Genomic DNA, 26,552 nt, shown 5'->3' with positions numbered 1-26,552 from the left:
CCATGCAAAACCAACCACTTACTGTTGTGGCACTCGACGCCGCACCACGCACCAAACCCTCCAACTACCCGGAACCGTTTCGCTCCATGGTCACAGGCCGGGTGAAGCGCCCGCTGGGTGACCTGTTTGGCCTGAGCCACTTTGGCGTGAACATCACCACGCTGCCGCCCGGCACCATTTCGGCGCTGCGACATGCCCATACCAGGCAGGATGAGTTTGTTTATGTTGTGTCGGGCTGCCTGGTGTTACTCACCGATGAAGGACGCACGGAACTCAGCGCAGGCATGTGCGCCGGCTTCAAGGCAGGCAGCGGCAACGCCCACCAACTGCGCAACGAATCCACGATGGATGCGGTCTACCTGGAAGTTGGTGACCGGACACCGGGGGACGAAGTGAGCTACCCCGACGACGATCTGGTGGCCCGTTCAGAAAATGGCGCTTGGGTGTTCTTGCACAAGGATGGGCGGGCGTATCCGTAGCGCTTGTCGAGCAGAGGCAATGCAAGGTGCCACCCAGCGTAGCCCATTAAGTTTGCATTTTTAGAGCACCGATGACTCTTGATATCGAACAACATTGATCGAAATTCCATGCCACATAAGGATCTCAGGAGCATCTTTCTTCCGACCTTCGGGCGACAATCGTCGTGCGAGGGAGAGAGGTGACTATCTCTCCGTGATTAGTTAGGTCTCAAAGAACACGAGGGAGGGCAAATGAAGCGACGTCTTCAGGTGTTTGTGTCAAGTACATATACCGATCTAGTAGTGGAGAGACAGTCTGCCGTAAGTGCCATCCTCAAGGCGGGGCACATTCCTGCTGGCATGGAGCTGTTTACGTCAGGTGATCGGTCCCAGATGGACACCATCAAGCAGTGGATCGACGAATCCGATGTCTACATGCTCATTCTGGGTGGCCGCTATGGTTCGGTCGAACCCGCGACGAGCATTAGTTACACAGAGCTCGAGTACGACTACGCTGTACAGCAAGGAAAGCCACTATTCGCGGTGGTGATCACCGATGCAGCTTTGGAACAAAAAGTCACAACTGGCGGTTCTGTTTTCATGGAAAAGGAGAACCCAAAAGAGCTAAGGCTCTTCCGAAAGAAGGTCCTATCCAACATGTCATCGTTCTTCGATGATCCGAAGGACATCAAGCTTTGCGTCCATGAATCAATGGCGGACTTCTCAGCAAACCGGGAGCTGAAAGGTTGGGTATCCGGCGATGAGGTAACCGACACGAAGCCCCTCTTTGAGGAAATTCGCAAGTTATCGGAAGAAAATCACAAGTTGAGGAATGCGCTGGCAGAGCAGCAGAAGCGGGCGATATCAAATAGTTCGAAAGACGTTGAGTCCTTCTCTGAGCTCCAAAAAGTGCTCAGCGCAATTGAAGTGAAAATCCCTGCATCACTGAACGATGGGAAGGAAGCAAAGATTGATCTTTTTGCCCTTTTCTTTCACAACAAGGAGACGTTTGTCACGGGCGTGACAAACGCTCACGGGGTTCACGAATCCGAATCTTTCCTGTTCTATAACGTGTGTCCCAAGCTTCAAGTGCATGGACTTGTTGAGAACGAAAAGGTTGCTGGCGCTCGTTACCGCCGCTATGCAGTAACGAAGCAAGGTAGCACGTTCTTAGCAGAAATGGAGCGAAGAATCCTTCTGAAGGAGAGGCCGAAGACACCATCCTCCATAACCGGAGAGCAAGTCACCAATCCAACTTCTGAAGAAGCAAAGCCAACAGCCAAGCCTGCAACGAGAAAGCACAAGCGTGCGTAAGTAACAAGGGTTTGCGGCGCAGGTGCCATTGCGCCAGTCGTTGCAAGCAGCTGGAAAACATCGCTGTAAAGCGCCCCAATGGTCCACCCGCTGCCACCCAAGGCGCAAAACACCTGAGGCCAAGCAGCGACAATCCACCCCATGTTTCACATTGTCCTGGTCGAACCCGAAATCCCGCCGAACACCGGCAACGTCATCCGCCTGGCGGCCAACACCGGCTGCACGCTGCACCTGGTGGAGCCGCTGGGGTTTTCGATGGACGACAAACACATGCGCCGCGCCGGGCTGGACTACCACGAGTACGCCACCGTCAAGCGCCACGCCGACTGGGCCACGTTTCTGGCCACGCAAAACCCGCCGCCCGAGCGCATGTTTGCGCTGACCACCCGCGCCAGCCGTAATGTGTTTGAGGTGGCTTTCCAGCCGGGGGACTATCTGGTGTTTGGCTCGGAAACCAAGGGGCTCAGTGATGTGGTGCGCCTGGCCTTTACGCCCAGCACGGCGATCAAGTTACCCATGGTGCCGGGCCAGCGCAGCCTGAATTTGTCGAACGCGGTGGCGGTGACGGTGTTTGAGGCTTGGCGGCAGAATGGCTTTGCCAAGCCGTTATAAGCCAAATCGGCCTCTAGCCCTCGTATATCAAGGGCTAGTAGCTATTTAATACAGAGCACCCGTCCAGCCGATGTCAGCGGCAAGCCATTGCAATACGGGAATCGTACCGGGCAAGACCGGGCTCACTTTCACCGGAATCTGCTGCCAGGCAAAACTCTGTGCCTCGCGCATCTGCAACTCACCCGACCAGTCCAGCACCTTGCAAAAATGCAGGCGCACCAGGGCGTGGGGGTAGTCCACCAGCTCCTCGCGCCAGCGCTGGATTTGGCCGGTGGTGATGCCCAGTTCTTCGTGTAACTCACGCGCCAGGGCTTGCTCCACCGTTTCACCGGCCTCCAACTTGCCGCCAGGAAACTCCCAGTAACCGGCGTAGACCTTGCCCTCGGGGCGCGAGGTCAGCAAAAAGTCACCGTTGGGCTGGATCAGCACCCCCACCGCCACATCGACCACCTTGCGGTCCGGGCCTCCTTCTCGCGCCTCGTGTCCGTCAGCCACCAGGGGCTTGTTTGGCTGACTCATGGCTGGGCGGCGCCGGGCGCAGCCGATTGGCGGCCCGCCAGGTCGCGGGCAAACTGGTAAGCGACACGGCCGCTGCGGGCGCCGCGCTCCAGCGCCCAGACCAGGGCCTCGGGCCGGGCGGCTTCGATCACGCTGGTGGCCACCCCAAAGGAGGTGAGCCACTGCGCCACGATGGCCAGGTACTCGTCCTGGTTGAAAGAGTAGAAGCTGACCCACAGGCCAAAACGCTCGGAGAGCGAGATTTTTTCTTCCACCACCTCACCTGGGTGCACCTCGCCGTCGGGCGCGTGGGTGTAGGTCAGGTTGTCCTTCATGTGCTCGGGCAGCAGGTGGCGGCGGTTGCTGGTGGCGTAGATCAGCACATTGGGCGTGGTGGCGGCCACCGAGCCGTCCAGGATCGACTTGAGCGCCTTGTAGCCGGGTTCACCGTCTTCAAAACTCAGGTCGTCACAGAACACGATGAATTTTTCGGGCCGATCAGACACCAGCTCGACGATGTCGGGCAGGTCCACCAGGTCGGCCTTGTCAACCTCGATCAGGCGCAGGCCCAGGTGGGCGTATTCGTTGAGGCAGGCGCGGATCAGGCTGGACTTGCCGGTACCACGGGCGCCGGTGAGTAACACGTTGTTGGCCAGGTCACCCCGCACAAACTGCCAGGTGTTGCGCTGGATTTTTTCCTTTTGCGGCTCGATGGCTTTGAGGTCGGCCAGCTTCATGGCGCCGATGTGGCGCACCGGCTCCAGGCTGCTGCGCCCGGCACTGCGTTTGCGATAGCGAAAGGCGCTGGAGGCGGCCCAGTCCGGCTGCGCCAGGGGCTGGGGCAGAACCGACTCGATGCGGGCCATGAGCTGCTCGGCACGGGCCAGCAGCTGGTCAAAACGGTCACTCATGAGCGGTAGTCGGCGTTGATGGTGACGTATTCGTGGCTCAGGTCACAGGTCCAGACGGTGTCAGCCGCGCTGCCCCGGCCCAACAGCACCCGCACGGTGATTTCGCTTTGTTTCATGACACGCTGGCCATCTTCTTCGCGGTAGGCCGGGTTGCGGCCCCCTTTGACCGCCACGTGCACGTCGTCCAGGTACAGGTCAATGCCGGTCTGGTCCAGGTCGGTGATGCCGGCGTAACCGACGGCCGCCAGGATACGGCCCAGGTTCGGGTCGCTGGCAAAAAACGCGGTTTTGACCAGCGGGGAATGCGCAATCGCGTAGGCCACCTGGCGGCATTCGGCCTGGGTCAAACCACCTTCAACCTTGATTGATATAAATTTAGTAGCACCCTCCCCATCTCGCACAATGGCTTGTGCCAGTTTTTGTGCCACGCCAAGCATGGCGGCCTTGAGCGCCTGGCCGGCCGGGCTGGCCAGTGAGTCGATCACTGGGTGCGCCGCCTTGTTGGTGGCAATCACCACGAAGGAGTCGTTGGTGGAGGTGTCGCCGTCGACCGTGACGCGGTTGAACGAGCCCTCGGCCAGCTCCAGCGCCAGTTGTTTCATCAGACCGGGGGCAACACGCGCGTCGGTGGCCATAAAACCCAGCATGGTGGCCATGTTCGGGCGGATCATGCCTGCGCCCTTGCTGATGCCGGTGATGCTGACCGTCACGCCGTCGATGTTCACCTGCGCGCCAAAGGCTTTGGGGGCGGTGTCGGTGGTCATGATGGCTTGCGCCGCGTTGAGCCAGTTGTTCGGCTTGGCATCAAGAATGGCGGCGTCCAGACCGGCTTCAATTCGCTCCACCGGCAGGGTTTCCATGATCACGCCGGTGGAAAACGGCAGCACCTGCTGCGCACTGAGCCCCAAGCGACTTGCCAGAGCGGCGCAGCTTTGTTGCGCACGGGCCAGGCCGTCGGCACCGGTGCCCGCATTGGCGTTGCCGGTGTTGATGACCATGGCGCGGATGCCCTGGCTACCTGCCAAATGTTCGCGGCAGATCTGCACCGGGGCGGCGCAGAAACGGTTTTGGGTGAACACGCCCGAGACTGAGGCGCCCGCGTCGATTTGCACCACCGTCAAGTCCTTGCGGTTGGCTTTGCGGATACCGGCCTCTGTGATGCCAATGGTCACACCGGCGATGGGGAAGAGTTCAGCGGGATTCGGGGCGGGCAGGTTGACGGGCATGGTGGTCTTTCAAAACGTCAAAAACACTTTCGGGGAGGCCAGATAAACGAAATCGGGCGCTGGGCCCGATTTTCATGCAGTCAGTGTGGCTTAGCTCAGCTTGCCGTGGCACTGCTTGTATTTTTTGCCGCTGCCGCAGGGACAGGGGTCGTTGCGGCCCACACGCGGCACATCTTGCGCCACGGTGGCAGCGTCGACCGTGGTTTCGACCTCACCGGTCTCAGTAGGGGCGCTGTAGGTGACGTTGCTGACACGTTCGGCACGGTCCTCCATGGCAGCGGCGGCCTCAGCAGCTTCTTCTTGCGACTGCACGCGTACCGTCATCAACATTTTGGTGACTTCGTTTTTGACCGAGTCGAGCATCTGGCCAAACAGCTCAAAGGCTTCGCGCTTGTATTCCTGCTTGGGTTGTTTCTGCGCGTAACCACGCAGGTGGATGCCCTGGCGCAGGTAGTCCAGCGCGCTCAGGTGGTCGCGCCAATTGCTGTCGATGGTTTGCAGCAGCACCATGCGCTCAAACTGGGTGAAATTCTCCAGCCCGACACGCTCCACCTTGTCGCCAAACACCTGGTTGGCATGGGCTTTGACGGCATCCACCAGGTCCTGATCGGTGATGGCGCTGGCCGCATTCACCTGGGCTTGCAGCGCCAGCGTCATCTGCCACTCGTCTTCCAGCACTTTTTCAAGCGCGGCCAGGCTCCATTGCTCTTCGACCGATTCAGCGGGCACAAACTGGCGCACGATGTCTTCAAAACAACCTTCGCGCAGGCCCTGGATCTGGGCCGACAGGTCGGTGGCGTCCAGAATCTCGTTGCGCTGCTGGTAAATCACCTTGCGTTGGTCGTTGGAGACGTCGTCGTACTCCAGCAACTGTTTACGCATGTCGAAGTTGCGCGCCTCCACCTTGCGCTGGGCGCTCTCGATGCTGCGGGTGACGATGCCGGCCTCGATGGCTTCGCCCTCGGGCATCTTCAGGCGGTCCATGATCGACTTGACGCGGTCACCGGCAAAAATGCGCATCAGCGCGTCGTCCAGACTCAGGTAAAAGCGCGATGAGCCGGGGTCGCCCTGGCGGCCAGAGCGACCGCGCAACTGGTTGTCAATACGCCGTGATTCATGGCGTTCGGTGGCGATGATGCGCAGGCCGCCGAGTTGGGTCACCTTGTCGTGCTCTTGTTTCCACTGGCTGCGGATGGCTTCGATCTGCTGCTGCTTTTGCGTCGCATCCAAGGTTTCATCGAGCTCGATGGCTTCGATGGCCTTGCTGATATTGCCACCCAGCACAATGTCGGTACCCCGACCGGCCATGTTGGTGGCAATGGTGATCATCTTGGTGCGCCCGGCCTGCGCCACGATGTCTGCCTCACGGGCGTGCTGCTTGGCGTTGAGCACCTGGTGCGGCAGGTTCTCCTTTTTGAGCAGGTCCGAGATCACTTCCGAGTTTTCGATCGACGTGGTGCCCACCAGCACCGGCTGGCCACGCTCGTAACACTCGCGAATGTCTTTGATGGCTGCGTCGTACTTTTCCTTGGTGGTTTTGTAGACGCGGTCGAGCTGGTCGTCACGGCGGCTGGGCTTGTTGGGCGGCATCACCACGGTTTCCAGACCGTAGATTTCCTGGAACTCGTAGGCTTCGGTGTCCGCGGTGCCGGTCATGCCGGCCAGCTTGCTGTAGAGCCGGAAGTAGTTCTGGAACGTGATCGACGCCATGGTCTGGTTTTCTGGCTGAATCGCCACACCTTCCTTGGCCTCCACCGCCTGGTGCAGGCCTTCGCTCCAGCGCCGCCCGGTCATCAGACGGCCGGTGAACTCGTCGACGATGATCACTTCGCCCGCCTGCACCACATAGTGTTGGTCACGCAGGTACAGGTGCTGCGCGCGCAGCGCGGCGTACAGGTGGTGCATCAGGGTGATGTTGGCCGGGTCGTACAGGCTGGCGCCTTCGGGAATCAGGCCCATGCCGAACAGGATGCGCTCGGCGTTTTCGTGGCCGCGCTCGGTCAGGAACACTTGGCGGCTCTTTTCGTCCAGCGTGAAGTCGCCCGGCTTGGTGATGCCCTCGCCCGTGCGCGGGTCGGCTTCGCCTTCCTGCTTTTCCAGCTGCGGCACGATGAGCTTGATGGCCTGGTACAGGTTGGTCTGGTCTTCGGCCTGGCCGCTGATGATCAAGGGCGTGCGCGCCTCGTCGATCAGGATCGAGTCCACCTCATCAACGATGGCGTAGTTCAGCCCGCGCTGCACCCGATCGGCCGCCTCGTAGACCATGTTGTCACGCAGGTAGTCAAAACCGTATTCGTTGTTGGTGCCGTAGGTGATGTCGGCTTGGTAGGCGGCCTGTTTGTCAGCGCGCGGCATGTTGGGCAGGTTGATACCCACCGACAGGCCGAGAAAGTTGTACAACTTTCCCATCCACTGCGCGTCGCGGTTGGCCAGGTAATCGTTGACGGTGACCACATGCACGCCGTTGCCAGTCAGGGCGTTCAGGTAAACCGGCAGCGTGGCGGTCAGGGTCTTGCCCTCGCCGGTGCCCATTTCAGAAATTTTGCCTTCGTGCAAGGACATGCCGCCGAGCAACTGCACATCGAAGTGACGCATCTTCATGACACGTTTGGAGCCCTCGCGCACCACGGCAAAAGCCTCAGGCAACAGATTGTCGAGCGACTCACCCTGGCTCACACGCTGTTTGAACGCTTCCGTTTGGGCGCGTAAAGCCTCATCGGTCAGTTGCTCCAGCCCGGCTTCCAGCGCATTGATTTTGGCAACCGTATGACGGTACTTTTTGAGCAGGCGGTCATTGCGACTGCCGAAAATTTTGGTGAGGAAATTGGTGGCCATGAATGCGGGGCGCAGCGTCTTCACCGATCACGGCAAAAACGACACGCAGTCCTATATGATGATCTGACTGAAATGGGGATAAGCAACGCTGACACAAGCTGTTTCAGGCAAGAACCTGTAAAACAATCCGGACAATTTTAGCTTTGTAGCAAGGGGCAGCCTAAATTGCGGTTGTCTCGCACTTGAACGGCGTGCACAGCACGCCACGTGATGTTGTCCGGTGTGTCGCCCTGGTTAATATCAGCGCCCATGAGACCCCGCAGCCAACACCAATTCAGCCTGCTGCAAGCCAGCGAAAACCATCCCGGGCTGGCCAAGCTTTTGACGCAGCATCGCGACTCATCCGCGCGGCTGAAAGCCATTCAACCCTTGATTCCGGCCGCGTTGCGCCCCTTCGTCAAGAGCGGGCCGCTGGAAGACGGCGCCTGGTGTCTGATGCTGACCAACAACACCACCGCCGCCAAATTGCGCCAGCTACTGCCAGCGTTTGAAGCCCAGCTGCGCGTTTCTGGGCTGGAAGTCAGCTCGATCCGGCTCAAGGTGAGTCGACCGCAGTGATCCATTCACGCCTTCGCTCTATCTTGGCTTGGCTGTCCAGGGATGCCCCGGTGTCCGTACTGGACTGTCGACGGCAGACGTACCATTAAAAATGCCCCCGAGCACGTTGACTCGGGGGCATTTGGACTGTCTGATGGTGCCGCTTGTCGGATTCGAACTGACGACCTACCGCTTACAAGGCGGTTGCTCTACCAACTGAGCTAAAGCGGCATGGTCAAGATTTTACATGAGCCGGGACCACTCCCAACCAGTCGGTCAGCAGCTATTTGACCCGCTTGAGTGCCGGTCGCGCAGCCGCGGCGGGCTTGGGTGGCTCAGGCTCCGGTGTGCTTTCAGGTTTGCTGATTTGGGGAAACGCCATACCTTGACCGTTTTCACGGGCAAAAATGGCAATCACCTGATCAACCGGCACCATGATGTCACGCGCTACCCCGGCAAAACGAGCCTTGAACGAAATGTAATCGTTACCCAGTTGCAGCCCGGTGGTGGCCGTCAGACCCACGTTCAGGACAATTTCGCCGTCTTTGACATACTCGAGTGGCACCTGAACCGAGCGATTTACCGACACCGTGATGTGTGGCGTGTAGCCGTTGTCACAGCACCATTCATGAATGGCACGAATCAGGTAAGGGCGGGTCGACGTGACTTCGGTGTCGTTGGGGTCACTCATCCGGCACCTACTTGCGCATGACTTTTTCTGAAGGCGTCAGTGCCTCGATATAGGCCGGGCGCGAAAAGATGCGCTCTGCGTACTTCAGCAACGGTGCGGCATTCTTGCTCAGCTCGATGCCATAGTAGTCCAGACGCCAGAGCAGCGGCGCAATGGCCACATCGAGCATCGAGAAACCGTCACCCAGCATGAACTTGTTCTTCAGGAACACGGGAGCCAGTTGGGTCAACCGGTCACGAATGTGCGCGCGGGCCTTCTCCAGCGCTTTTTCATTGGCCTTGGCGGTGCGCGACTCCAGGGTCGACACGTGCGTGAACAATTCCTTTTCGAAGTTCAGCAGGAACAAGCGCACGCGCGCGCGGTCCACCGGGTCGCCGGGCATGAGCTGCGGGTGCGGGAAGCGCTCATCAATGTACTCATTGATGATGTTGGACTCGTACAAAATCAGGTCACGTTCCACCAGGATCGGCACTTGGCCGTAGGGGTTCATGACGCTGATGTCTTCAGGCTTGTTGTAAAGGTCAACATCGCGAATCTCGAAGTCCATCCCTTTTTCAAACAGGACAAAACGGCAGCGATGAGAGTAGGGGCAGGTCGTCCCCGAATAAAGCACCATCATGGTGGAAGCTCCTAAAAAAATAAAAGAGCGGGGCGCAAAAAGCGACCCACTCCGTGTTGTTCAGGCCGTGTGGTGACACGGCCTTCCGTAAACAACTGACTACTTGATGTCTTTCCAGTACGACTTGTTCAAACGCCAGGTCACAACCGTCAAACCAGCCAGGAAAATCAGCACCCAGATGCCCATGGTGCGGCGTGTGTTCTGCACCGGTTCGCCCATCCACTGCAGGTAGTTCACCAGATCACCTACCATCTGATCGTACTGTTCGGCACTCATGGTGCCGGGTGTGACCTGCTCGAACCCCTTGAAGACATGGGTCTTCTGGCCATGAGCCTCCACTTCTTCATAGATGGCCTTGCGGTCGCCCTGAAGTTCCCAGAACACATGCGGCATACCTACATTGGGGAACACGATGTTGTTCCAGCCGGTTTGGCTGACCGGGTCGCGGTAGAAACTCCGCATGTAGGTGTACAGGTAATCAGCCCCGGTGCCATTGGCACCCGCGCGGGAGCGCGCGATGACACTCAGGTCAGGCGGATTGTTGCCAAACCAGGCTTTGCCCTCTTTGGCGCTGAAGGGAGCCTTCATGGTGTCGCCCACCTTGGCGTCGGTCAGCACCAACTCATTCTTGATCTGATCCAGCGTGAAGCCGATGTCCTGCAGGCGGTTGTAACGCATGTACTCAGCGCCGTGACAGTTCAGGCAATAGGTGGCAAAGGTTTTGGCACCATTTTGCAGCGCGGTTTGGTCAGTGATGCGATTGGGCGCCTTGTCCCATGCAGGCCCCCCTGTGTTGGCCAAGGCCGACAAGGACAAACCTGAAGCGAGCGACAAACCCAGGACAACTTTTTTGATAAAACTCGTTTTCATTGTGAGAATTCTCCGGGTCAGTGAGGCTTGTAAACAACGCGACTCGGCACCGGTTTAAAGGTCCCCATGCGGCTCCACCAAGGCATCAACAAAAAGAAACCAAAATAAAACAGCGTACCCACTTGCGACATCCGATTGAACAGATCCGACGGTGGCTGAATACCCAGGTAGCCCAGCACCAGGAAATCGATCACAAACACGGCATACAGGTACTTGTGCCAGGTAGGGCGGTAGCGAATGGACTTGGCCTCGCTGTTGTCCAGCCACGGCAGGAAGAACAGGATGACCACACCGGCGCCCATCGCAACCACACCCCAGAACTTGGCGTCAATCAGCAACATCAGGGCCACGAGCACGACTGCCCCGCCCACAACCAACCCCTTGAACAGCGCAGGCATCTTGACCTTGAACACCGCGAGCGCAGCAGCGCCGAGGGTCACCGCCATCAGGACATACATCAACTCAGCCGTGACTGCGCGAAGCATGGAGTAGAAGGGGGTGAAATACCAGACCGGCGCGATGTGCAACGGTGTCACATACGGATTGGCAGGAATGAAGTTGTTGTACTCCAGGAAGTACCCACCCATTTCAGGCGCAAAGAAAATGATCGCCGAGAAAACGAACAGGAACACACTGACGCCAAAGATGTCATGCACCGAGTAGTAGGGGTGGAACGGAATGCCGTCCAGCGGGATGCCATTGGCGTCCTTGTTGGCCTTGATTTCCACGCCGTCCGGGTTGTTGGAGCCAACTTCATGCAGCGCGATGATGTGCGCCACCACCAAGCCCAACAACACCAGTGGCACCGCAATCACGTGGAAGCTGAAGAAGCGGTTCAAGGTGGCATCACCCACCACAAAGTCACCACGAATCAGCAGCGCCAGGTCCGGGCCAATGAAGGGGATGGCCGAGAACAGATTCACGATCACCTGAGCGCCCCAGTAGCTCATCTGGCCCCACGGCAGCAAGTAACCCATGAAGGCTTCAGCCATCAGCGCCAGGAAAATCCCGCAACCAAAGAGCCAGACCAGCTCACGCGGTTTGCGGTAGCTGCCATACATCAGACCGCGGAACATGTGCAGATAGACCAGCAGGAAGAAGGCCGACGCCCCCGTGGAGTGCATGTAGCGAATCAACCAGCCCCAAGGCACATCCCGCATGATGTATTCCACCGAGGCAAACGCCAGCGCGGCGTCCGGCTTGTAATGCATCACCAGGAAAATACCGGTGACGATCTGGATCACAAACACCAGCAAGGACAACGAGCCAAAGATGTACCAGACGTTGAAGTTCTTGGGCGCGTAGTACTCGCTCATGTGCTCTTTGAAGAGCTTGGAGAGCGGAAAGCGGTTATCGACCCAGTTCAGAGCCTTGGCGCCCGCCGACGCATTGGGGGAGATTTCGTGAAATTCTGCCATGTCAATAATCCTCAGGCTTTCTTGTCTTCACCGATCACCAGTCTGGTGTCTGAAACGTACATGTGTGGCGGAACTTGGAGGTTGTCTGGCGCCGGTTTGTTCTTGTAAACACGACCAGCGAGGTCAAAGGTCGAGCCATGGCAAGCACACAAAAAGCCACCAGCCCAGTCATCAGGCAGCGACGGCTGAGGGCCACTTTGGAATTTATCGGACGGCGAACAACCCAGGTGTGTGCAGATGCCTACGGCCACCATGAACTCAGGTTTGATCGAGCGTGTCGCATTGCGGGCGTAATCCGGGGCCTGCTCCTCCGGCTTGCGCGTGGAATCAGGGTCAACCAACTGGTCGTTGAGCTTGGGCAGCGCAGCCAGCATCTCGGGTGTGCGACGGATGATCCAGACCGGCTTGCCGCGCCATTCCACGGTCATTTTTTCGCCTGGTTTCAAAGCGGAAATATCTGCCTCGACCGATGCACCTGCGGCTTTGGCCCGCTCCGAGGGTTGGAACGACGCCACAAACGGAACCACCGCTGCCGCTGTCCCGAGTGCTCCCACGGCACTGGAAGCGATCAGCCACGTTCGTTTTTCGGCGTCAACCAAACCGTTCTTGACAACAGATTCACTCATGGGCATCCTCAATGATAAAAACCATAACAGATCAAAGGAATCGATTGTAACTGAGCACCTTTCGGGCGCATTACATCTGGCGCGTAAAGCTGACTTTAGTCACGCGAGTTTGACAAAAGACGCGCCATGCGCACCGCGGCGATCAAACTGGACGCATCGGCGCGACCCGTGCCCGCCAGATCAAAGGCGGTGCCATGATCCGGGCTGGTGCGCACCAGCGGCAAACCCAGGGTGACATTCACCCCTTTGTCCACCCCCAGGTATTTCACCGGGATCAGACCCTGGTCGTGGTACATGGCCAGCACCACGTCAAACTCACCCGGTCGCTCAGGCAACACGCGTGCACGCATGAAGACGGTGTCCGGCGGCTGGGGATCGCTCACACACAACCCCTGCCGCCGCGCCGCGGCCACCGCAGGGGCAATGATGTCCAGCTCCTCCTGACCAAACAGACCGCCCTCACCCGCGTGCGGGTTGAGTCCGGCCACCCCGATGCGCGGCGCGCGGCCCAGCAGCGCGGTCAGCGACTGGTGGGTGATCCGCAAGCTTTGCAGCACGTTGTCGAACGTCACCGCAGCCAGGGCCTCGCGCATCGAGACATGGATGCTGACCAACACAACCCGCAATTCGTCATTGGCCAGCATCATGCGCACCGGGCACTGGTCCAGCGTGAGCCCCTGGTGCGCCGCCGCCAGCGACTGCAACAGTTCGGTGTGACCGGGAAAGGCCGCATAAGGCGGACCGGCCAGCGACAGGGCCGCCTTGTTCAACGGCGCCGTCACCAGCCCGGCCACCTGGCCACGCAAGGCCGCGTTGGCCGCCCACACCACGCAGTCGCCCGCCATCTGGCCGGCCTGGGCGCTGACCTGCCCAAAGGGCGGCGGTGGCAGCTTGGCTGCGGATGAGTCCACCTGCCACACCGGCACACAGCGCGGCGGGCAGTTCAGCGCCTCCTGCACCGCTGACAACTGCACCACCGGCAAAACAACGCCGCCTGCAGCTACCACGGCGGCGGCACGGCGCAAGGTGGCCACATCCCCCGCGACAAAACAGCCACACACTTCCTGCGGTGCGTCACGAAAGGCTTTGACAATGGTCTCGGGGCCAATACCGGCCGGGTCGCCCTGGCTGATGGCCAGCGGCAAAGTTGGGGAAGGCTCATGCATTTTGGAATCAGGCCGGGTTGTCGATGTCGATAAAAACGTGTTCCAGCCCAAACTGGCTGGCCACATGAGCCCCCACCGCCGGGGCGCCATAACGCTCGGTGGCATGGTGGCCACACGCCAAATACGCCACGCCGCACTCGCGGGCCAGGTGGGCCTGTGGCTCGGACAATTCGCCAGTGAGGAAAGCATCCGCACCGGCAGCGATGGCAGCCTCGAAATAACTTTGCGCCCCACCGCTGCACCAAGCGATTTTTTGGATGGTTTTGGAGCCGGTGTCCACCAGGGTGACAGGCCGACTCAACACACCAGACACATGATCTGCGAGCGCCTGGGCAGAAACAAAATCAACGCCATGGGCGCGCTGACCCAGCCAGCCCAGGTCCTGTTCACCAAACCGCGAAGCCCCGACCAACCCCAGCTTCAGGCCCAACTGGGCGTTGTTGCCCAACTCGGGATGAGCATCCAGCGGCAGGTGGTAGGCCAGCAGATTGATGTCATGCGCCAGCAGCAACGCCAGACGCTGTTTCATCCAGCCAGTCACACAACCGCTCTGACCGCGCCAGAACAAACCGTGGTGCACGAGGATCGTGTCGGCACCAGTTTTAATGGCCGCCTCGATCAGCGCCCGGCTGGCGGTGACGCCCGAGATGATTTTGCGAACCTCTGGGGCCCCCTCCACTTGCAGCCCATTGGGGCCGTAGTCACGAAAACGCTCAGGTTGCAGCAAGGCATCGAGCGCGCCCACAAGTTCAGTGCGGTCCATCATGTGTACATCGATAAGAATTGAGAGCAGGATGATATCGACGCAACGGTCTCCCAAATGCTTGCGCCGTGAGGATGGGCTCTACGGTTCGGCGTCGGGCAACAACTCCGCGTCGCAGTCGCACCCTTGGCCCGCGGCCACCCAGCGCAAGGCGGCGACCCCCAACACACCAGCCAGCAGCGGTACCGCCCAGTGGAGCCAGTGCGGCAGCCGCTGGGCCAACACCTCGCGTGGCGCGGTAATGGCACCGCAGCGGTAGATCAGGGCGTCCGCATCCCAGCGCAAAGCGCGGCAAGCCCCCTGGCGATGGCCCGACAGCACCACGCCCAATGGACAGGGTTCCAGCAAACAGCACACGCCACAGCCATTGCAAGCACCGCCCATCACCGGTTTGAGCGGTGCCTCGGCAAAAATAGGGATGTGATCAGGCGAGCTGCGCATTGAAATTGGACTGTATACCTACAATTTAAGACGTCTTACCCCAAAAAACCGGGCCCGGCCCTTATCACCATGAAGCGTCTTTGGTTATTGTTTTCCCAAGCGGTCACCGTCGTGCTGGCCGCCTACTTTGTGGTGGGCACCTTGCAGCCGGGTTGGCTGCCGCAGCGCGGTGTGAGCTCAGCGGTAGCGGTGCTGGAGGCGCCTGCAGCCAGCGACAGCGCTTCGCCGGTCGGCAGCTTCCGGCTGGCGGCACAAAAATCATCGTCGGCGGTGGTGAGTATCAACATCAGCAAAAACGCCCGCCCCAGCCCCCACGGCAACGACCCGTGGTTCAAGTTCTTTTTTGGTCAACAGCAAGATCAGCCTCAGATGGGCTTGGGCAGCGGGGTGATCGTCAGCCCGGACGGTTACATCCTAACCAACAACCACGTGGTGGAAGGTGCCGACGAGATTGAGGTCATGCTCAACGACAGCCGCCGGGCCAGCGCCAAGATCATTGGCACCGACCCCGACTCCGACCTGGCGGTGCTCAAAATCGACCTGGACCGCCTGCCCGTGATTGTGCTGGGCAATTCCAATGCGCTGCAGGTGGGCGACCAGGTGCTGGCCATCGGCAACCCGTTTGGCGTGGGCCAGACCGTGACCAGCGGCATCGTCAGCGCCCTGGGGCGCAACCAGCTGGGCATCAACACGTTTGAGAACTTCATCCAGACCGACGCCGCCATCAACCCTGGCAACTCGGGCGGCGCGCTGGTGGACACCAACGGCAACCTGCTGGGCATCAACACCGCCATCTATTCACGCTCGGGCGGCAGCATGGGCATCGGTTTTGCCATTCCCGTGTCCACCGCCAAGATGGTGCTTGACGGCATCGTGAAAGACGGTCAGGTCACCCGCGGCTGGATTGGGGTCGAGCCCAACGAACTCACGCCCGAACTGGCCCAGACGTTTGGCGTGCAAGCCGAACACGGCGTGATCATCACCGGTGTGTTGCAAAACGGGCCTGCAGCCCAAGGCGGCATGAAACCGGGTGACGTGGTGACCGAGGTGGCCGGGCAAGCGGTGCACAACGTGGCGGAGATGTTGTCGGTGGTGGCGGCTTTGCCACCCGGTCAACCGCAGACATTTGCCGTGCAGCGTGCTGCTGGCAAAACCACGCTGCAAATTGCGCCCGGTGTACGGCCCAAGCCGCGTCAGCGCCAACCGTAAGCGTCAGGTCGACGGGGTCGACGCCGCTTCATCGTCAGGCGCCTTGGTATGTTTGATGAACAACTGGGCGGCGATGATGCCAATCTCGTACAGCAGGACCATCGGAATGGCCAGCGCCAGCTGCGACACCACGTCGGGCGGCGTCACGATGGCCGCGATGATGAAAGCCAGCACCACAAAGTAGCCACGAAACTCCTTGAGTTTCTGGATGCTGAAGATGCCCATGCGCGCCAGCACCACCACCACCACCGGCACCTCAAACGCCAGGCCAAAGGCCAGGAACATCGACAACACAAAGCTCAGGTACGCCTCAATGTCAGGTGACGCGGTGATGCTTTTGGGCGCAAAACTCTGGATGAACGCAAACACGCGGCCAAACACGAAGAAGTAACAGAACGCCACGCCGACAAAAAACAGCACCGTGCTCGACACCACCAGCGGCATCACCAGCTTTTTCTCATGCGAATACAGGCCCGGCGCCACAAACGCCCAGATCTGGTACAGCACCACAGGAAGCGCAATCAGGAAAGCCGTCATCATCAGCACCTTGAGCGGCACCATGAAAGGCGAAATGACCGAGGTGGCGATCAGCGTGGACCCAGGGGACAAATGCGCCACCAAGGGCGCAGCCAGCCAGTCGTACAACACGCCCGGGCCGGGGTAAAGCGCCAGAGCGATGGCTACCACCACGATCGCCACCGTGGCCTTGACCAAACGGTCACGCAGCTCAACCAGATGCTGCACAAACGGTTGTTCAGACCCCGCCAGTTCGTCGTCTTTTTTGGAAGAATCTGCCATTATTTGTAATTTTTCGGCCGAAAGCGCGCCACCCGGGCCGCACCGGATTGGGTGCGGGTACGCACCCCGGTGCGGGCTTTGTACCAGTTCGGCATGGCGCCCTGTTTCAAACGCCAGTTTTTCTTGGGATGGTGATACTGCGGGGCAGGCCCGCTCAGGTCAGAGTCACCCAGACTGGCGGAGGAATCGCTGATAGCTTCGGACCACGATTTTTCGAAATCAGCGGCATTGTCGTGGATCGACTGGCTGACATCCTTGGCCGCGCTCTCCACCGATTCCTTCATCTTTTTGAGTTCGTCAAGCTCCATGGAACGGTTGACCTCAGCCTTGACATCACTGATGTAGCGCTGCGCCTTGCCCAGCAGTGTGCCCGCCATGCGGGCCACGCGGGGCAGTTTCTCGGGCCCGATCACCACCAGCGCCACCGCGCCGATCAGCGCCAGCTTGGAAATGCCGAGATCAATCATGCCAAGCCCGCGCCCAACCCACGTCCTGCATCAGGACTTCTGCTTGGCTTGCACGTCAATCGTGGTCTTATCCGCCGCCACAGCGGCTTGTGCCACCTGCTCGGGGGTTTTGTCGTCAGCGGCGGTGCCGCCGTCCTTCATGCCGTCCTTGAAGCCCTTGACCGCGCCCCCCAGGTCACTGCCGATGTTCTTGAGTTTCTTGGTGCCAAACACCAAGACAACGATCAGCAAAACAACCAACCAATGCCAAATTGAAAATGAACCCATCGTGTTTCTCCTAGCGAAGTCTGAAATTTTAGACGGGCAAGCGCGGCGTCTAGGGCAAAAGAGCGGGATTATCCCCGTAACCACGGCCGCGGGCCGCCCATCACATGGATATGCAGATGCGGCACTTCCTGCCCGCCTTCTGCCCCAGTGTTGCAGAGCAGGCGAAAGCCGCCCGCCGGGTAAGGGTTACAGCCCTGCGCCAGCGCCAGCTTGGGCGCCAGCACCATCATGCGCCCCATCAGCGCAGCCTGCGCGTCGGTCAGTTGCGCCATGGACGCGATGTGCTGCTTGGGGATCAGCAAAAAATGCACCGGCGCCCACGGGTGGATGTCGTGAAAGGCGTAGATCTCGTCGTCCTGGTACACCAGCTTCGACGGAATCTGGCCCGCCACAATTTTGCAGAACAGGCAGTTCGGGTCGTGGTCAACGATGTTCTCGGTCATGCAGGGATCTCCATCGGTAAGCCTTTGTTCAAACGCACCATGCCACTGATGATGCGGTACAAGAACCAGATCGATATGGCCAGCCAGGCCAGCCAGCCGGGCAAAAACAGCAGCAGCCACAACGGCGCCGTGACCAGGTACAGCAGCGCCGCAATGATCACCGTGCGGATGCGCCAGCGAAAGTGCGAGGCGTGCCAGGTGCCCTCGGCGTCACCGCGTTTGACCAGATCAATCACCAGCGCCACGACCAACAGCAGCGGCCCCATCTGCGCGCCCGGAATCAGCGCTGCCACCGCCACCACCAGATGCAGGATGTAGCTGACCGTGCCCCAGGCGTTCAGGCCGTTGAGGGTTTGCACATCCAGTTCGCGAAATTCGTCGCTCATGAGGGGTCTCCTTGGGGTTCGGCTTCACGCGCTTTCACTTTGCGCAAAGCCTTTTCCTCGATGCCGCTGGTGCCTGCGCGGCGGTTCAGCTCGGCCAGCACATCGGCCGGGCTCAGTCCGTAATGCGCCAGCGCAATCATGCTGTGGAACCACAAATCCGCCACCTCATAAACGATCTTGGCCGGGTCGCCGCCGTGGTCGGCTTCCTTGGCGGCCATCACCACCTCGGTGGCTTCCTCGCCGATTTTCTTCAGGAAGGCGTCCGGCCCCTTGTGCAACAGGCGCGCCACATAACTGGCTTCGGGGTCGCCGCCACGGGCGGGCAGGCGCGACTCGATCACGGCGGCCAGTGTGGCCAGGGAATCGGTGGAGGTGTTGATGGGCATGGCACTCACTTGTAAATGGTTTGCGGATCTTTCAATACCGGATCAGATGGCTGCCAGACCCCGTCTTTCAAGACACTGAAAAAACAACTGTGGCGCCCGGTGTGGCAGGCAATGCCTGGTGTGTGGCCGGTCTGGGTGACTTTGAGCAACACCACATCCTGGTCACAGTCGATACGGATGTCATGCACGGTCTGCACATGGCCGGACTCTTCACCCTTGAACCACAGCTTGTTGCGCGAGCGGCTGAAATACACCGCGCGGCCTAGTTCGACCGTTTTTTGCAGCGCTTCGCGGTTCATCCAGGCAAACATCAGCACGTCGCCCGTGCCCTGCTCCTGCGCGATGACTGGCACCAGGCCGTGTGTGTCCCATTGAATGGCGTCGAGATAGTTCATGGCAGCATTGTCCCCGATGCGCAAGACGCCACTGTGACCACGGCCCATCCTTGTGCCACCCAGACCAAGGGGGACTGTTCCTTCACGCCGTGCTGTGATCCGGCATCCATGCCCTCGCGGTCATGGAACCCGGGTCGGCGCCCGGGATGGCAGCCGTGGAACGTCACCTCAAATTCTGACCGGGATGCCGCGCCCAGCCATGTGCGCCTTGGCCTGCGCCACGGTGAACTCGCCGTAATGGAAGATGCTGGCCGCCAGCACCGCGTCAGCGCCACCAAGCTGGACGCCGTCGGCCAGATGGTCGAGCGTACCGACGCCGCCGGAGGCAATCACCGGCACCTGGATGGCATCGCTCACCGCGCGGGTCAGCGCCAAATCGAACCCGGCCTTGGTGCCATCACGGTCCATGCTGGTGAGCAAAATCTCGCCCGCGCCGAATTCAGCCATCTGGGTCGCCCAGGCCACTGCGTCGAGCCCGGTGTTTTTGCGCCCGCCGTGGCTGTACACGTCCCAACCCTCACCCACCGGTTGCCCGTTGGCGCCGAGTCGCAAGGCGTCTTCCGCGCTGCGGCGCTTGGCGTCGATGGCGACCACAATGCACTGCGCGCCGTATTTGCGCGAGGCATCACGAATGACCTGCGGGTTGGCAATCGCTGCCGAGTTAAAACTGGTTTTGTCGGCACCCGCATTGAGCAGGCGGCGCACGTCGTCCACAGTGCGCACACCCCCGCCGACGGTGAGCGGAATGAACACCTGGCTGGCCACGGCCTCGATGATGTGCAGGATCAGGTCGCGCCCGTCGCTGGTGGCAGTGATGTCCAGAAAAGTGAGTTCGTCGGCGCCCTGCTCGTTGTACCGTGCGGCGATTTCGACCGGATCACCGGCATCACGCAACTCGACAAAATTGACACCTTTGACCACCCGGCCGCCGGTGACGTCAAGGCAGGGAATGATTCGTTTGGCTAGCATGGTTGACCTATAACGTCACGGGATTCGGTGATCTGCGTATTGCTCGCAGCGAAATCAAGGAGGAGACCGAAGGTCGGGGGACATTCGCGGAGGGCAATATGTAGGTCACCGAATCCTTTAGCTACCCAGCCCAGCCTGTTAGCCATTCAGTTCGTCCGCCCGTTCTTGCGCCTTCTCAAAATCCAGGTCACCGCTGTAGATGGCACGGCCACAGATGACACCTTCCACCCCCTCGTCTTCCACCGCGCACAGGGCTTCGATGTCGGCGATGTTGGACAGGCCGCCCGAGGCGATCACCGGAATGGTGAGCGCCTGCGCCAGGCGCACGGTGGCTTCAATGTTGATACCACTGAGCATGCCGTCGCGGCCGATGTCGGTGTAGATGATGGATTCGACACCAAAGTCTTCAAACTTCTTGCCCATGTCGATCACGTCGTGGCGGGTCAGCTTGCTCCAGCCGTCGGTGGCCACCTTGCCGTCTTTGGCGTCCAGACCCACGATGATGTGGCCGCCAAACGCAGTGCAGGCATCCTGCAAGAAGCCGGGGTTGCGCACCGCTGCGGTGCCGATGATGACGTAACGCAAGCCAGCGTCCAGATAACGCTCGATGGTGTCCAGGTCACGGATGCCGCCGCCGAGCTGCACATCCACCTCGCTGCCCACCGCCTTGAGGATCTTGCGGATGGCGGCCTCGTTCTTCGGGTGCCCGGCAAACGCCCCGTTCAGATCGACCAGATGCAGGCGCCGCGCGCCCTTGTCCACCCAGCTGCGGGCCATCACCGATGGCTCCTCGCTGAAGGTGGTGGCAAGTGCCATATCGCCCTGTTGCAGGCGCACACAATGGCCGTCTTTGAGATCAATTGCAGGAATTAAAAGCATGATGCTTCAGGTGTGGGAGTGAAAAAACGAAAGAAAACCGGAGATGGACGAGAACTGCGACAGCTCATGCCCGAGGCCAGGCGCTGGCAAAACAGGGAGTGGTTGACATGACGGGTGTCAAAAAAGCTGAATCAGGGATTCCAGTGGAGAAAGTTGCGGTACAGGGCCAAGCCTTGGTCGGCGCTTTTCTCGGGGTGAAACTGTGTGGCAAAAATATTATCACGTGCAATGGCAGAACTGAAGCGCTGGCCGTAGTCCGTCTCACCCGCGCTGTGGCGCGCATCCGACGGTCTGGCGTAGAAACTGTGCACAAAGTAGAAGTAGCTGCCATCCGGCACCTCGCCCCAGACCGGGTGCCGCACGCCGCCCGGCTGCATCTGCCAGACCTGGTTCCAGCCCATCTGTGGCACCTTGTAGCGGCTGCCATCGGGCTGCACCTGGCCCGCCAGGTCAAACTTGAGCACCTCCCCGTGGATCAGGCCCAGACCGGGCGTGTCGCCCTCAGCGCTGTGGTCCAGCAGCATCTGCATGCCGACACACACGCCAAACAAGGGTTTGCTGGCCGCGGCTTCGATTACCGAGGCTTGCAAGCCCGATTCACGCAGCTCGCGCATGCAGTCGGGCATGGCGCCCTGGCCGGGCAACACCACCCGCTCGGCAGCCCGCACCTCGTCGGGGTTGGCGGTGATGACCACCTGGTAACCACTGCCAACGGCCGCAGCCTGCACCGCTTGCGACACCGAGCGCAGGTTGCCCATGCCGTAATCGACCACGGCCACGGTCTTGCCGGAGGAATGGATCACTTCATTGTTCATCGTTGTCAACCCTTGCTCACGCTCATGACCGCCAAGCCGGCCCACCATCCATCACAACGACCCCTTGGTCGACGGCACCTGGCCCGCCGAGCGCGGGTCCAGCTCCACCGCGGCACGCAGGGCGCGGCCGAAAGCCTTGAAGATGGTCTCGGCCTGATGGTGCGCGTTGACACCTTTGAGGTTGTCGATGTGCAGCGTGACAAAGGCGTGGTTGACAAAGCCCTGAAAAAATTCGTGCACCAACTGGCTGTCAAAGTTGCCGATCATGCCGCTGGAAAATTTCACGTCCATCACCAGCCCGGGGCGGCCAGAAAAGTCGATCACCACGCGGCTGAGCGCTTCGTCCAGCGGCACGTAGGCGTGGCCGTAGCGGCGGATGCCTTTTTTGTCGCCAATCGCCTTGTGCACCGCCTGCCCCAGGGTGATGCCCACGTCTTCCACCGTGTGGTGGCCGTCGATGTGCAAGTCGCCCTCGGCGTCAATGTCCAGGTCAATCAAGCCGTGGCGGGCAATCTGATCGAGCATGTGGTCGAAGAAACCAATGCCGGTGTGCAGGCGCGATACGCCGGTGCCGTCCAGATTGACACGCACCGACACCTGCGTCTCGGCGGTGTTGCGGGCCAGTTCGGCGATGCGTGGCAGGGTGGTGGCCAACGCTTCAGGAAGTTCGGTCAGCGGGTAGTTGGTCATAGTGAGGTTTCCAGGGCGGCCAGCATCTGGTGGTTTTCGGGCGAGGTGCCTACCGTCAGGCGCAGGCAGTTGTTCAACAGTGCATGCATTTTAGAAACGTTCTTGACCAGCACACCCCGGGCTTTCATGCCCTCAAAGGTTTTCTGGGCGTCTGGCACCCGGATCAGGATCATGTTGGCCTGGCTCGGGAACACTGTCACACCGGGAAACTCGGCCAGCACGGTCAGCAGCTGTTCACGCTGGCGGCAGATGTCCTGCGCCTGTTGTTCAAACACGGCCTGGTGCTCCAGCGCAAACAGCGCGGCCTCGCAGTTGAGCACACTCACGTTGTAGGGCGGGCGCACCTTGTCGAGCTGGCCAATCAGCGCCTGCTGACCCACCAGGTAACCCAAGCGCACCCCGGCCAGGCCAAACTTGCTGAGCGTGCGCAGCAGCAGCACATGCGGGTGGCGGGTCAGGCGGTCGGCGTAACTCTTGGTGGCAAAGGGCTGGTAGGCCTCGTCAATCACCACCAGTCCGCCGTACTCACCGGCGGCACAGACGATGGCCTCCAGCGCCTCGTCGTCCCACAAGTTGGCCGTAGGGTTGTTGGGGTAGGCCAGGAAGGTGATGGCGGGCTGGTATTGATCGATGGCGGCCAACATCGCGGGCAGGTCCAGCTCGAAATCGGTCGTCAAGGGCACACCCACATAGTCCAGCCCCTGCAGCTGCGCACTCATGGCGTACATGACAAAACCCGGCTCGGGCGCCAGCACCACGGCCTTTTTCTGGCCGTTGGTTTCTGATGGCGGTACCGCGCAGGCCAGTGCCAGCAGGCTGATGAGTTCGTCCGAGCCATTGCCCAGCATCAGGGCGTAACCCTCGGGCAAGGCTGCGTGCTGCTGCAGCGCAACCATCAGGTCGGTGATGCGTGGGCCGGGGTAACGATTCAGCGCCACCGCACCCAGGCGCTGACCCAACCCAGCCTGCAACTCGGGTGAAAGCCGGTGCGGGTTCTCCATGGCGTCAAGCTTGACCAGGCCGGTGGCGTTTTGCACGGTGTAGGCGTGCATGGCTTGGACGTCGGGGCGGATGCGGCGCTGGATCAGCGTGTCCAGCGCGGGGTTTGTGATGGGGTCGTTCGCAGGCATCAGGTAATCACTTTTCAAAAAATCAGTCCACCAGCGCCAGCTCACCTGGGGTGACCAGCAGCGGGCTCAGGATGCTCACACCGTCGATCTGCTGGCCGTGTGTCAAATCGAGCGACAACACATGGCTGGCGCCACTTTGTGCGGCGGCGGCGACGATCAGCGCGTCCCAATAAGGCAGGCCAAAACGGGCTTCCACCCCCCAGGCGGTTTCCACCGTCTGGTGGTCAATCTGCCAGGGCTGCCAGAGCTGGTAACGGCGCAACTTGGCGCGGGCGTCACCCAGCGGCATGCCAAAGTGCTGCGTGGCGCTGACGTAATACGCACTCAGCACCTGCGTGCTGACACGCCCGGCGCGGCGCTGCCACAGCGCCTGCAACCAGTCGCGCACACGGGCTTGGCGAGCTGCATCAAACGCATCGTCGGCCATCAACAACACGTTGGTGTCCACAAAAACGATGGCGCCGGTGGCGTCCAGCGGGCTAGCCATGTTGGCCCCCTCGCACTGGGTAGGCCTTGCCACCTGCGTTGAAGCTGGAAGTGTCGGCCTCCCAGTCGCGCTGCGCACGGGTGTAGGCATCGTCAAACTGCATCTTCTCGGTGAGCATCTCGCCCACCAGCCGCGACACACTGGTGTTACGCCGCGCCGCCTCGATCCGCACCCACTCCAGGGTGCTGTCTTCGACGGTGATGGTGACGTTTTTCATCCTGGAATCAGTTTACACGAAATTCGTGGTGCACGAAGTTCGTGTTTATCTTCGTGGAGGTGATGCTGGAGAGGCGGCAGATATCTGGCGGCTATGCCGTTGTTGTTTTCTTTACCCACCGCACCTGGCTGCGGGCCAGATGCAAGTACCGGCGGCTATAGTCAGACCAACGATGGAAGAGATAGCACATGAAGGCCCTGGACACCGCGTTTAACAACTGGCATCTGCCGAGTTTCTTGCTCTTTTTATCAGAGCACATTCAGCATATGGCACGAGGGCTGAAGAGTGATTTCTCATACCAAAACGCCAGGATGTCCGACGGGATTTTGCCGTCTACATTACGTTACACCTCACGCCACAACTAGGTGACATCGACATGGCTCGTGTATTTATCTCGCACGCACACAGTCAGCAAGGCCTCGCTAAGCGACTGGCTGATGGCTTGGCCAACGCTGGATTGACCCCAATTCTTGATTCAAGCGCACTCGCTATTGGCGATGATCTTCTTAGACACGTGCTTTACAGCGTTGAAAGCTCGGACTTCGTCCTATTGCTCATGCCTGTTGGGCAAGGAAGCGAGGCACGCTGGCTTCGGCATGAGATGAATGAAGCAATAGGTTACAAACTCAGAAGCAGAAATATTTCAGTCGTACCCGTTTACCTCGGAAGGAAACCTGTGGATGCACCAGCTTCCGGTGTTGTTTCCTTTGCGGTTGATTTTGACGAACATGGCGAGCCGTCTGACAAATCGATCGAGAAAATTGCCACTTCGCTACGAGACCTTCCCAGAATTCAATTTGACCGTCTCGGCCCTGCCGAATTTGAGCGCCTTGTAGTTGCTCTGCTTGAAAAGCTTCGATTCTTCGATATCGAATCGAACACAACAAATGACTATGGATTCGATCTGCTTGCACGCACGCGTGCCAGAAATCCATTTGGTGGACTTGGCATAATTACTTGGCTTGTGGAAATAAAGTATAGAAACGACTCCCGCGCAGATATTAGTGCTTTACACCAGCTGAGCTCGCGTCTTGAACGGTTTCCCCTCGAGACTAATGGCGTGCTTATTACCAATGGCCAACTGACATCCACCGCGCGCGAGTGGGTCGAAGAAAATCGAAAGAGGAAGAGAACATCTATCACCATCGTCGACGGCACGCAGCTTCGTGAGATGTTGATAAGGTACCCGGCGTTGGTAGATCAGTTCTTTCCCGAGGTTTGAGATGACAGTCGAAGCTGATCTGGTGGCTCGGCTGAACGCAGTCCCAGCAGGACATGCTGGCTGGGTGGACTTCGAGAATATCTGTATTGAGATTCTTCAGCACCTATTTGTTCCGCCACTCGCAAAGCCAAAGGTGCAGCCACGCACGTACTCTGGCATTGATCGCAGAGATGCTGTTTTTCCAAATCGTGAAGATATCGGAACCGGAGTCTGGGCCAGAATTTATCGAGAGCTAGAGGCGCGCCTAATACTTTTTGAATTCAAGAACTACGATGCCACCGAGATTGGGAAAGATGAAATCAATCAGACTAGGAACTATCTCAATGCTGCAATGGGCAGGTTGGCGATTGTGTGCTCTAACAAACTTCCTAACGATCAAGCCCACATAAAAAGAAATACGATCTATTCGGAAGAAAAGAAGGTGATTCTTTTCCTTACTAAAGACAAACTGGAGGAAATGCTGTTCATTAAGGAACGGGGTGATGATCCCAGTGATCTCATGATGGATGAGATTGAATGGTTCTACCTTCAGCACGAGTGAGGTCTACCCTTTCATTCCACCGGACCTGCGCAAAAATCCGCGCAGGCCGGTGAATTCAGACGTTGGACCACTGCATCGGGGGACCGTGGGCTGCGTTGTTTTCCCCCACAACCAGCCATTATTTGTCGGGTTTACCTATCCTAAGGAGGGCGTGAAGATGAAAGAAACACTTCGTTTTATCAAGCATATCTTTCGCAACATCGTGAAGTTCGGCGGCTGCAAAATGTGTTCCTGCACGAGTTACCACACATCAGAAAATGATTGGC

Annotated in this window: 32 protein-coding genes, 1 tRNA gene and 1 pseudogene; 7 read left to right on the top strand and 27 right to left on the bottom strand. The window is 59.5% G+C overall.

Features of this window, described 5'->3' with window-relative positions:
- Positions 1 to 2: 2 nt before the first annotated feature.
- The 3 genes from LHU53_RS02940 (at position 3) to LHU53_RS02930 (ending at position 2,384) form a co-directional block, all read left to right on the top strand.
- A complete protein-coding gene (locus tag LHU53_RS02940; protein ID WP_227330582.1) occupies positions 3 to 479 on the top strand; it encodes a cupin domain-containing protein in 477 nt (158 codons plus the stop codon).
- 231 nt (positions 480 to 710) lie between these two features.
- Entirely contained in the window at positions 711 to 1,772 is a 1,062-nt protein-coding gene (locus tag LHU53_RS02935) for a DUF4062 domain-containing protein (RefSeq protein WP_227330581.1), read from the top strand.
- Between the two features lie 141 nt (positions 1,773 to 1,913).
- Positions 1,914 to 2,384, top strand: a complete 471-nt coding sequence (locus LHU53_RS02930) for a tRNA (cytidine(34)-2'-O)-methyltransferase (RefSeq protein ID WP_227330580.1) — start codon at positions 1,914 to 1,916, stop codon at positions 2,382 to 2,384.
- Between the two features lie 45 nt (positions 2,385 to 2,429).
- On the opposite strand, the gene LHU53_RS02925 is transcribed toward LHU53_RS02930, so the two are convergent.
- From LHU53_RS02925 to secA, 4 genes are all read right to left on the bottom strand, one after another.
- A complete protein-coding gene (locus LHU53_RS02925) occupies positions 2,430 to 2,903 on the bottom strand; it encodes an NUDIX domain-containing protein (protein ID WP_227330579.1) in 474 nt (157 codons plus the stop codon).
- Entirely contained in the window at positions 2,900 to 3,793 is an 894-nt protein-coding gene (locus LHU53_RS02920) for an ATP-binding protein (protein WP_227330578.1), read from the bottom strand. The genes LHU53_RS02925 and LHU53_RS02920 overlap by 4 nt, the downstream gene beginning before the upstream one ends.
- Positions 3,790 to 5,019, bottom strand: coding sequence for a bifunctional glutamate N-acetyltransferase/amino-acid acetyltransferase ArgJ (gene argJ, locus LHU53_RS02915; RefSeq protein ID WP_227330577.1), 1,230 nt, complete (start codon positions 5,017 to 5,019; stop codon positions 3,790 to 3,792). Before argJ ends, LHU53_RS02920 begins: the two co-directional genes overlap by 4 nt.
- A 90-nt stretch (positions 5,020 to 5,109) precedes the next feature.
- Positions 5,110 to 7,854, bottom strand: coding sequence for a preprotein translocase subunit SecA (secA, locus tag LHU53_RS02910; RefSeq protein WP_227330576.1), 2,745 nt, complete (start codon positions 7,852 to 7,854; stop codon positions 5,110 to 5,112).
- Between the two features lie 249 nt (positions 7,855 to 8,103).
- On the opposite strand from secA, the gene LHU53_RS02905 reads away from it, so the two are divergent.
- The gene (locus tag LHU53_RS02905) at positions 8,104 to 8,412 is read left to right on the top strand and encodes a hypothetical protein (RefSeq protein WP_227330575.1); all 309 of its coding nucleotides are present in this window, start codon (positions 8,104 to 8,106) and stop codon (positions 8,410 to 8,412) included.
- Between the two features lie 134 nt (positions 8,413 to 8,546).
- Here the strand turns inward: LHU53_RS02905 and LHU53_RS02900 are convergent.
- The 9 genes and pseudogenes from LHU53_RS02900 to LHU53_RS02860 all read right to left on the bottom strand — a co-directional run bounded on the left by LHU53_RS02900 (position 8,547) and on the right by LHU53_RS02860 (position 14,985).
- Positions 8,547 to 8,622, bottom strand: a tRNA-Thr gene (locus LHU53_RS02900).
- A gap of 76 nt (positions 8,623 to 8,698) precedes the next feature.
- Positions 8,699 to 9,082: pseudogene (locus LHU53_RS02895) on the bottom strand (ClpXP protease specificity-enhancing factor); the annotation flags it as partial.
- 7 nt (positions 9,083 to 9,089) lie between these two features.
- Complete coding sequence (locus LHU53_RS02890) at positions 9,090 to 9,701, bottom strand: glutathione S-transferase N-terminal domain-containing protein (protein WP_078364154.1); 612 nt, start codon at positions 9,699 to 9,701, stop codon at positions 9,090 to 9,092.
- Positions 9,702 to 9,800: 99 nt separating this feature from the next.
- Entirely contained in the window at positions 9,801 to 10,556 is a 756-nt protein-coding gene (locus LHU53_RS02885) for a cytochrome c1 (protein WP_227330647.1), read from the bottom strand.
- A gap of 32 nt (positions 10,557 to 10,588) precedes the next feature.
- A complete protein-coding gene (locus LHU53_RS02880) occupies positions 10,589 to 11,989 on the bottom strand; it encodes a cytochrome bc complex cytochrome b subunit (RefSeq protein WP_227330573.1) in 1,401 nt (466 codons plus the stop codon).
- 11 nt (positions 11,990 to 12,000) lie between these two features.
- Positions 12,001 to 12,615: a ubiquinol-cytochrome c reductase iron-sulfur subunit gene (petA, locus tag LHU53_RS02875; RefSeq protein WP_227330646.1), complete on the bottom strand. Its 615-nt coding sequence runs from the start codon at positions 12,613 to 12,615 to the stop codon at positions 12,001 to 12,003.
- 95 nt (positions 12,616 to 12,710) lie between these two features.
- On the bottom strand, positions 12,711 to 13,781 hold the full coding sequence (pdxA, locus tag LHU53_RS02870) for a 4-hydroxythreonine-4-phosphate dehydrogenase PdxA (RefSeq protein ID WP_227330572.1): 1,071 nt from the start codon (positions 13,779 to 13,781) through the stop codon (positions 12,711 to 12,713).
- Positions 13,782 to 13,788: 7 nt separating this feature from the next.
- Positions 13,789 to 14,547 carry a Nif3-like dinuclear metal center hexameric protein gene (locus LHU53_RS02865; protein WP_227330571.1) on the bottom strand — a complete coding sequence of 253 codons (759 nt, stop codon included), beginning with the start codon at positions 14,545 to 14,547 and terminating at the stop codon, positions 13,789 to 13,791.
- A 78-nt stretch (positions 14,548 to 14,625) separates the two neighbouring features.
- Positions 14,626 to 14,985, bottom strand: coding sequence for a hypothetical protein (locus LHU53_RS02860; RefSeq protein WP_227330570.1), 360 nt, complete (start codon positions 14,983 to 14,985; stop codon positions 14,626 to 14,628).
- A 69-nt stretch (positions 14,986 to 15,054) separates the two neighbouring features.
- On the opposite strand from LHU53_RS02860, the gene LHU53_RS02855 reads away from it, so the two are divergent.
- Positions 15,055 to 16,194 (top strand): trypsin-like peptidase domain-containing protein, encoded by a 1,140-nt coding sequence (locus LHU53_RS02855; protein ID WP_227330569.1) that lies wholly within the window; start codon positions 15,055 to 15,057, stop codon positions 16,192 to 16,194.
- 3 nt (positions 16,195 to 16,197) lie between these two features.
- On the opposite strand, the gene tatC is transcribed toward LHU53_RS02855, so the two are convergent.
- The 14 genes from tatC to LHU53_RS02785 form a co-directional block, all read right to left on the bottom strand.
- Positions 16,198 to 16,992, bottom strand: coding sequence for a twin-arginine translocase subunit TatC (tatC, locus tag LHU53_RS02850; protein ID WP_227330568.1), 795 nt, complete (start codon positions 16,990 to 16,992; stop codon positions 16,198 to 16,200).
- Positions 16,992 to 17,459 (bottom strand): Sec-independent protein translocase protein TatB, encoded by a 468-nt coding sequence (gene tatB, locus LHU53_RS02845; RefSeq protein WP_227330567.1) that lies wholly within the window; start codon positions 17,457 to 17,459, stop codon positions 16,992 to 16,994. Before tatB ends, tatC begins: the two co-directional genes overlap by 1 nt.
- A gap of 30 nt (positions 17,460 to 17,489) precedes the next feature.
- Complete coding sequence (tatA, locus tag LHU53_RS02840) at positions 17,490 to 17,726, bottom strand: Sec-independent protein translocase subunit TatA (protein ID WP_227330566.1); 237 nt, start codon at positions 17,724 to 17,726, stop codon at positions 17,490 to 17,492.
- A gap of 68 nt (positions 17,727 to 17,794) precedes the next feature.
- On the bottom strand, positions 17,795 to 18,169 hold the full coding sequence (locus tag LHU53_RS02835) for a histidine triad nucleotide-binding protein (RefSeq protein WP_227330565.1): 375 nt from the start codon (positions 18,167 to 18,169) through the stop codon (positions 17,795 to 17,797).
- A complete protein-coding gene (locus LHU53_RS02830; protein ID WP_227330564.1) occupies positions 18,166 to 18,555 on the bottom strand; it encodes a hypothetical protein in 390 nt (129 codons plus the stop codon). Before LHU53_RS02830 ends, LHU53_RS02835 begins: the two co-directional genes overlap by 4 nt.
- On the bottom strand, positions 18,552 to 18,941 hold the full coding sequence (locus LHU53_RS02825) for a phosphoribosyl-ATP diphosphatase (protein WP_227330563.1): 390 nt from the start codon (positions 18,939 to 18,941) through the stop codon (positions 18,552 to 18,554). Before LHU53_RS02825 ends, LHU53_RS02830 begins: the two co-directional genes overlap by 4 nt.
- A gap of 5 nt (positions 18,942 to 18,946) precedes the next feature.
- Positions 18,947 to 19,336 carry a phosphoribosyl-AMP cyclohydrolase gene (gene hisI / locus LHU53_RS02820; protein WP_227330562.1) on the bottom strand — a complete coding sequence of 130 codons (390 nt, stop codon included), beginning with the start codon at positions 19,334 to 19,336 and terminating at the stop codon, positions 18,947 to 18,949.
- Positions 19,337 to 19,504: 168 nt separating this feature from the next.
- On the bottom strand, positions 19,505 to 20,305 hold the full coding sequence (gene hisF, locus LHU53_RS02815; protein WP_227330561.1) for an imidazole glycerol phosphate synthase subunit HisF: 801 nt from the start codon (positions 20,303 to 20,305) through the stop codon (positions 19,505 to 19,507).
- 138 nt (positions 20,306 to 20,443) lie between these two features.
- Entirely contained in the window at positions 20,444 to 21,184 is a 741-nt protein-coding gene (gene hisA, locus LHU53_RS02810) for a 1-(5-phosphoribosyl)-5-[(5-phosphoribosylamino)methylideneamino]imidazole-4-carboxamide isomerase (RefSeq protein WP_227330560.1), read from the bottom strand.
- 131 nt (positions 21,185 to 21,315) lie between these two features.
- Positions 21,316 to 21,999 (bottom strand): imidazole glycerol phosphate synthase subunit HisH, encoded by a 684-nt coding sequence (hisH, locus tag LHU53_RS02805; protein WP_227330559.1) that lies wholly within the window; start codon positions 21,997 to 21,999, stop codon positions 21,316 to 21,318.
- Positions 22,000 to 22,050: 51 nt separating this feature from the next.
- Complete coding sequence (hisB, locus tag LHU53_RS02800) at positions 22,051 to 22,689, bottom strand: imidazoleglycerol-phosphate dehydratase HisB (RefSeq protein WP_227330558.1); 639 nt, start codon at positions 22,687 to 22,689, stop codon at positions 22,051 to 22,053.
- Positions 22,686 to 23,819, bottom strand: coding sequence for a histidinol-phosphate transaminase (gene hisC / locus LHU53_RS02795; protein ID WP_227330557.1), 1,134 nt, complete (start codon positions 23,817 to 23,819; stop codon positions 22,686 to 22,688). The genes hisB and hisC overlap by 4 nt, the downstream gene beginning before the upstream one ends.
- 22 nt (positions 23,820 to 23,841) lie before the next feature.
- On the bottom strand, positions 23,842 to 24,306 hold the full coding sequence (locus LHU53_RS02790) for a PIN domain-containing protein (RefSeq protein ID WP_227330556.1): 465 nt from the start codon (positions 24,304 to 24,306) through the stop codon (positions 23,842 to 23,844).
- The gene (locus LHU53_RS02785) at positions 24,299 to 24,523 is read right to left on the bottom strand and encodes a CopG family transcriptional regulator (protein ID WP_227330555.1); all 225 of its coding nucleotides are present in this window, start codon (positions 24,521 to 24,523) and stop codon (positions 24,299 to 24,301) included. Before LHU53_RS02785 ends, LHU53_RS02790 begins: the two co-directional genes overlap by 8 nt.
- Positions 24,524 to 24,899: 376 nt before the next feature.
- On the opposite strand from LHU53_RS02785, the gene LHU53_RS02780 reads away from it, so the two are divergent.
- Together LHU53_RS02780 and LHU53_RS02775 are read left to right on the top strand one after the other, a co-directional pair.
- Positions 24,900 to 25,745 carry a restriction endonuclease gene (locus LHU53_RS02780; protein ID WP_227330554.1) on the top strand — a complete coding sequence of 282 codons (846 nt, stop codon included), beginning with the start codon at positions 24,900 to 24,902 and terminating at the stop codon, positions 25,743 to 25,745.
- Between the two features lies 1 nt (position 25,746).
- The gene (locus LHU53_RS02775; RefSeq protein ID WP_227330553.1) at positions 25,747 to 26,286 is read left to right on the top strand and encodes a hypothetical protein; all 540 of its coding nucleotides are present in this window, start codon (positions 25,747 to 25,749) and stop codon (positions 26,284 to 26,286) included.
- Positions 26,287 to 26,552: the final 266 nt, after the last annotated feature.

It is taken from the genome of Rhodoferax sp. U2-2l (assembly GCF_020594515.1).
Lineage (GTDB): Bacteria > Pseudomonadota > Gammaproteobacteria > Burkholderiales > Burkholderiaceae_C > Rhodoferax.
This window is presented reverse-complemented; position numbering and strand designations above follow the sequence as displayed.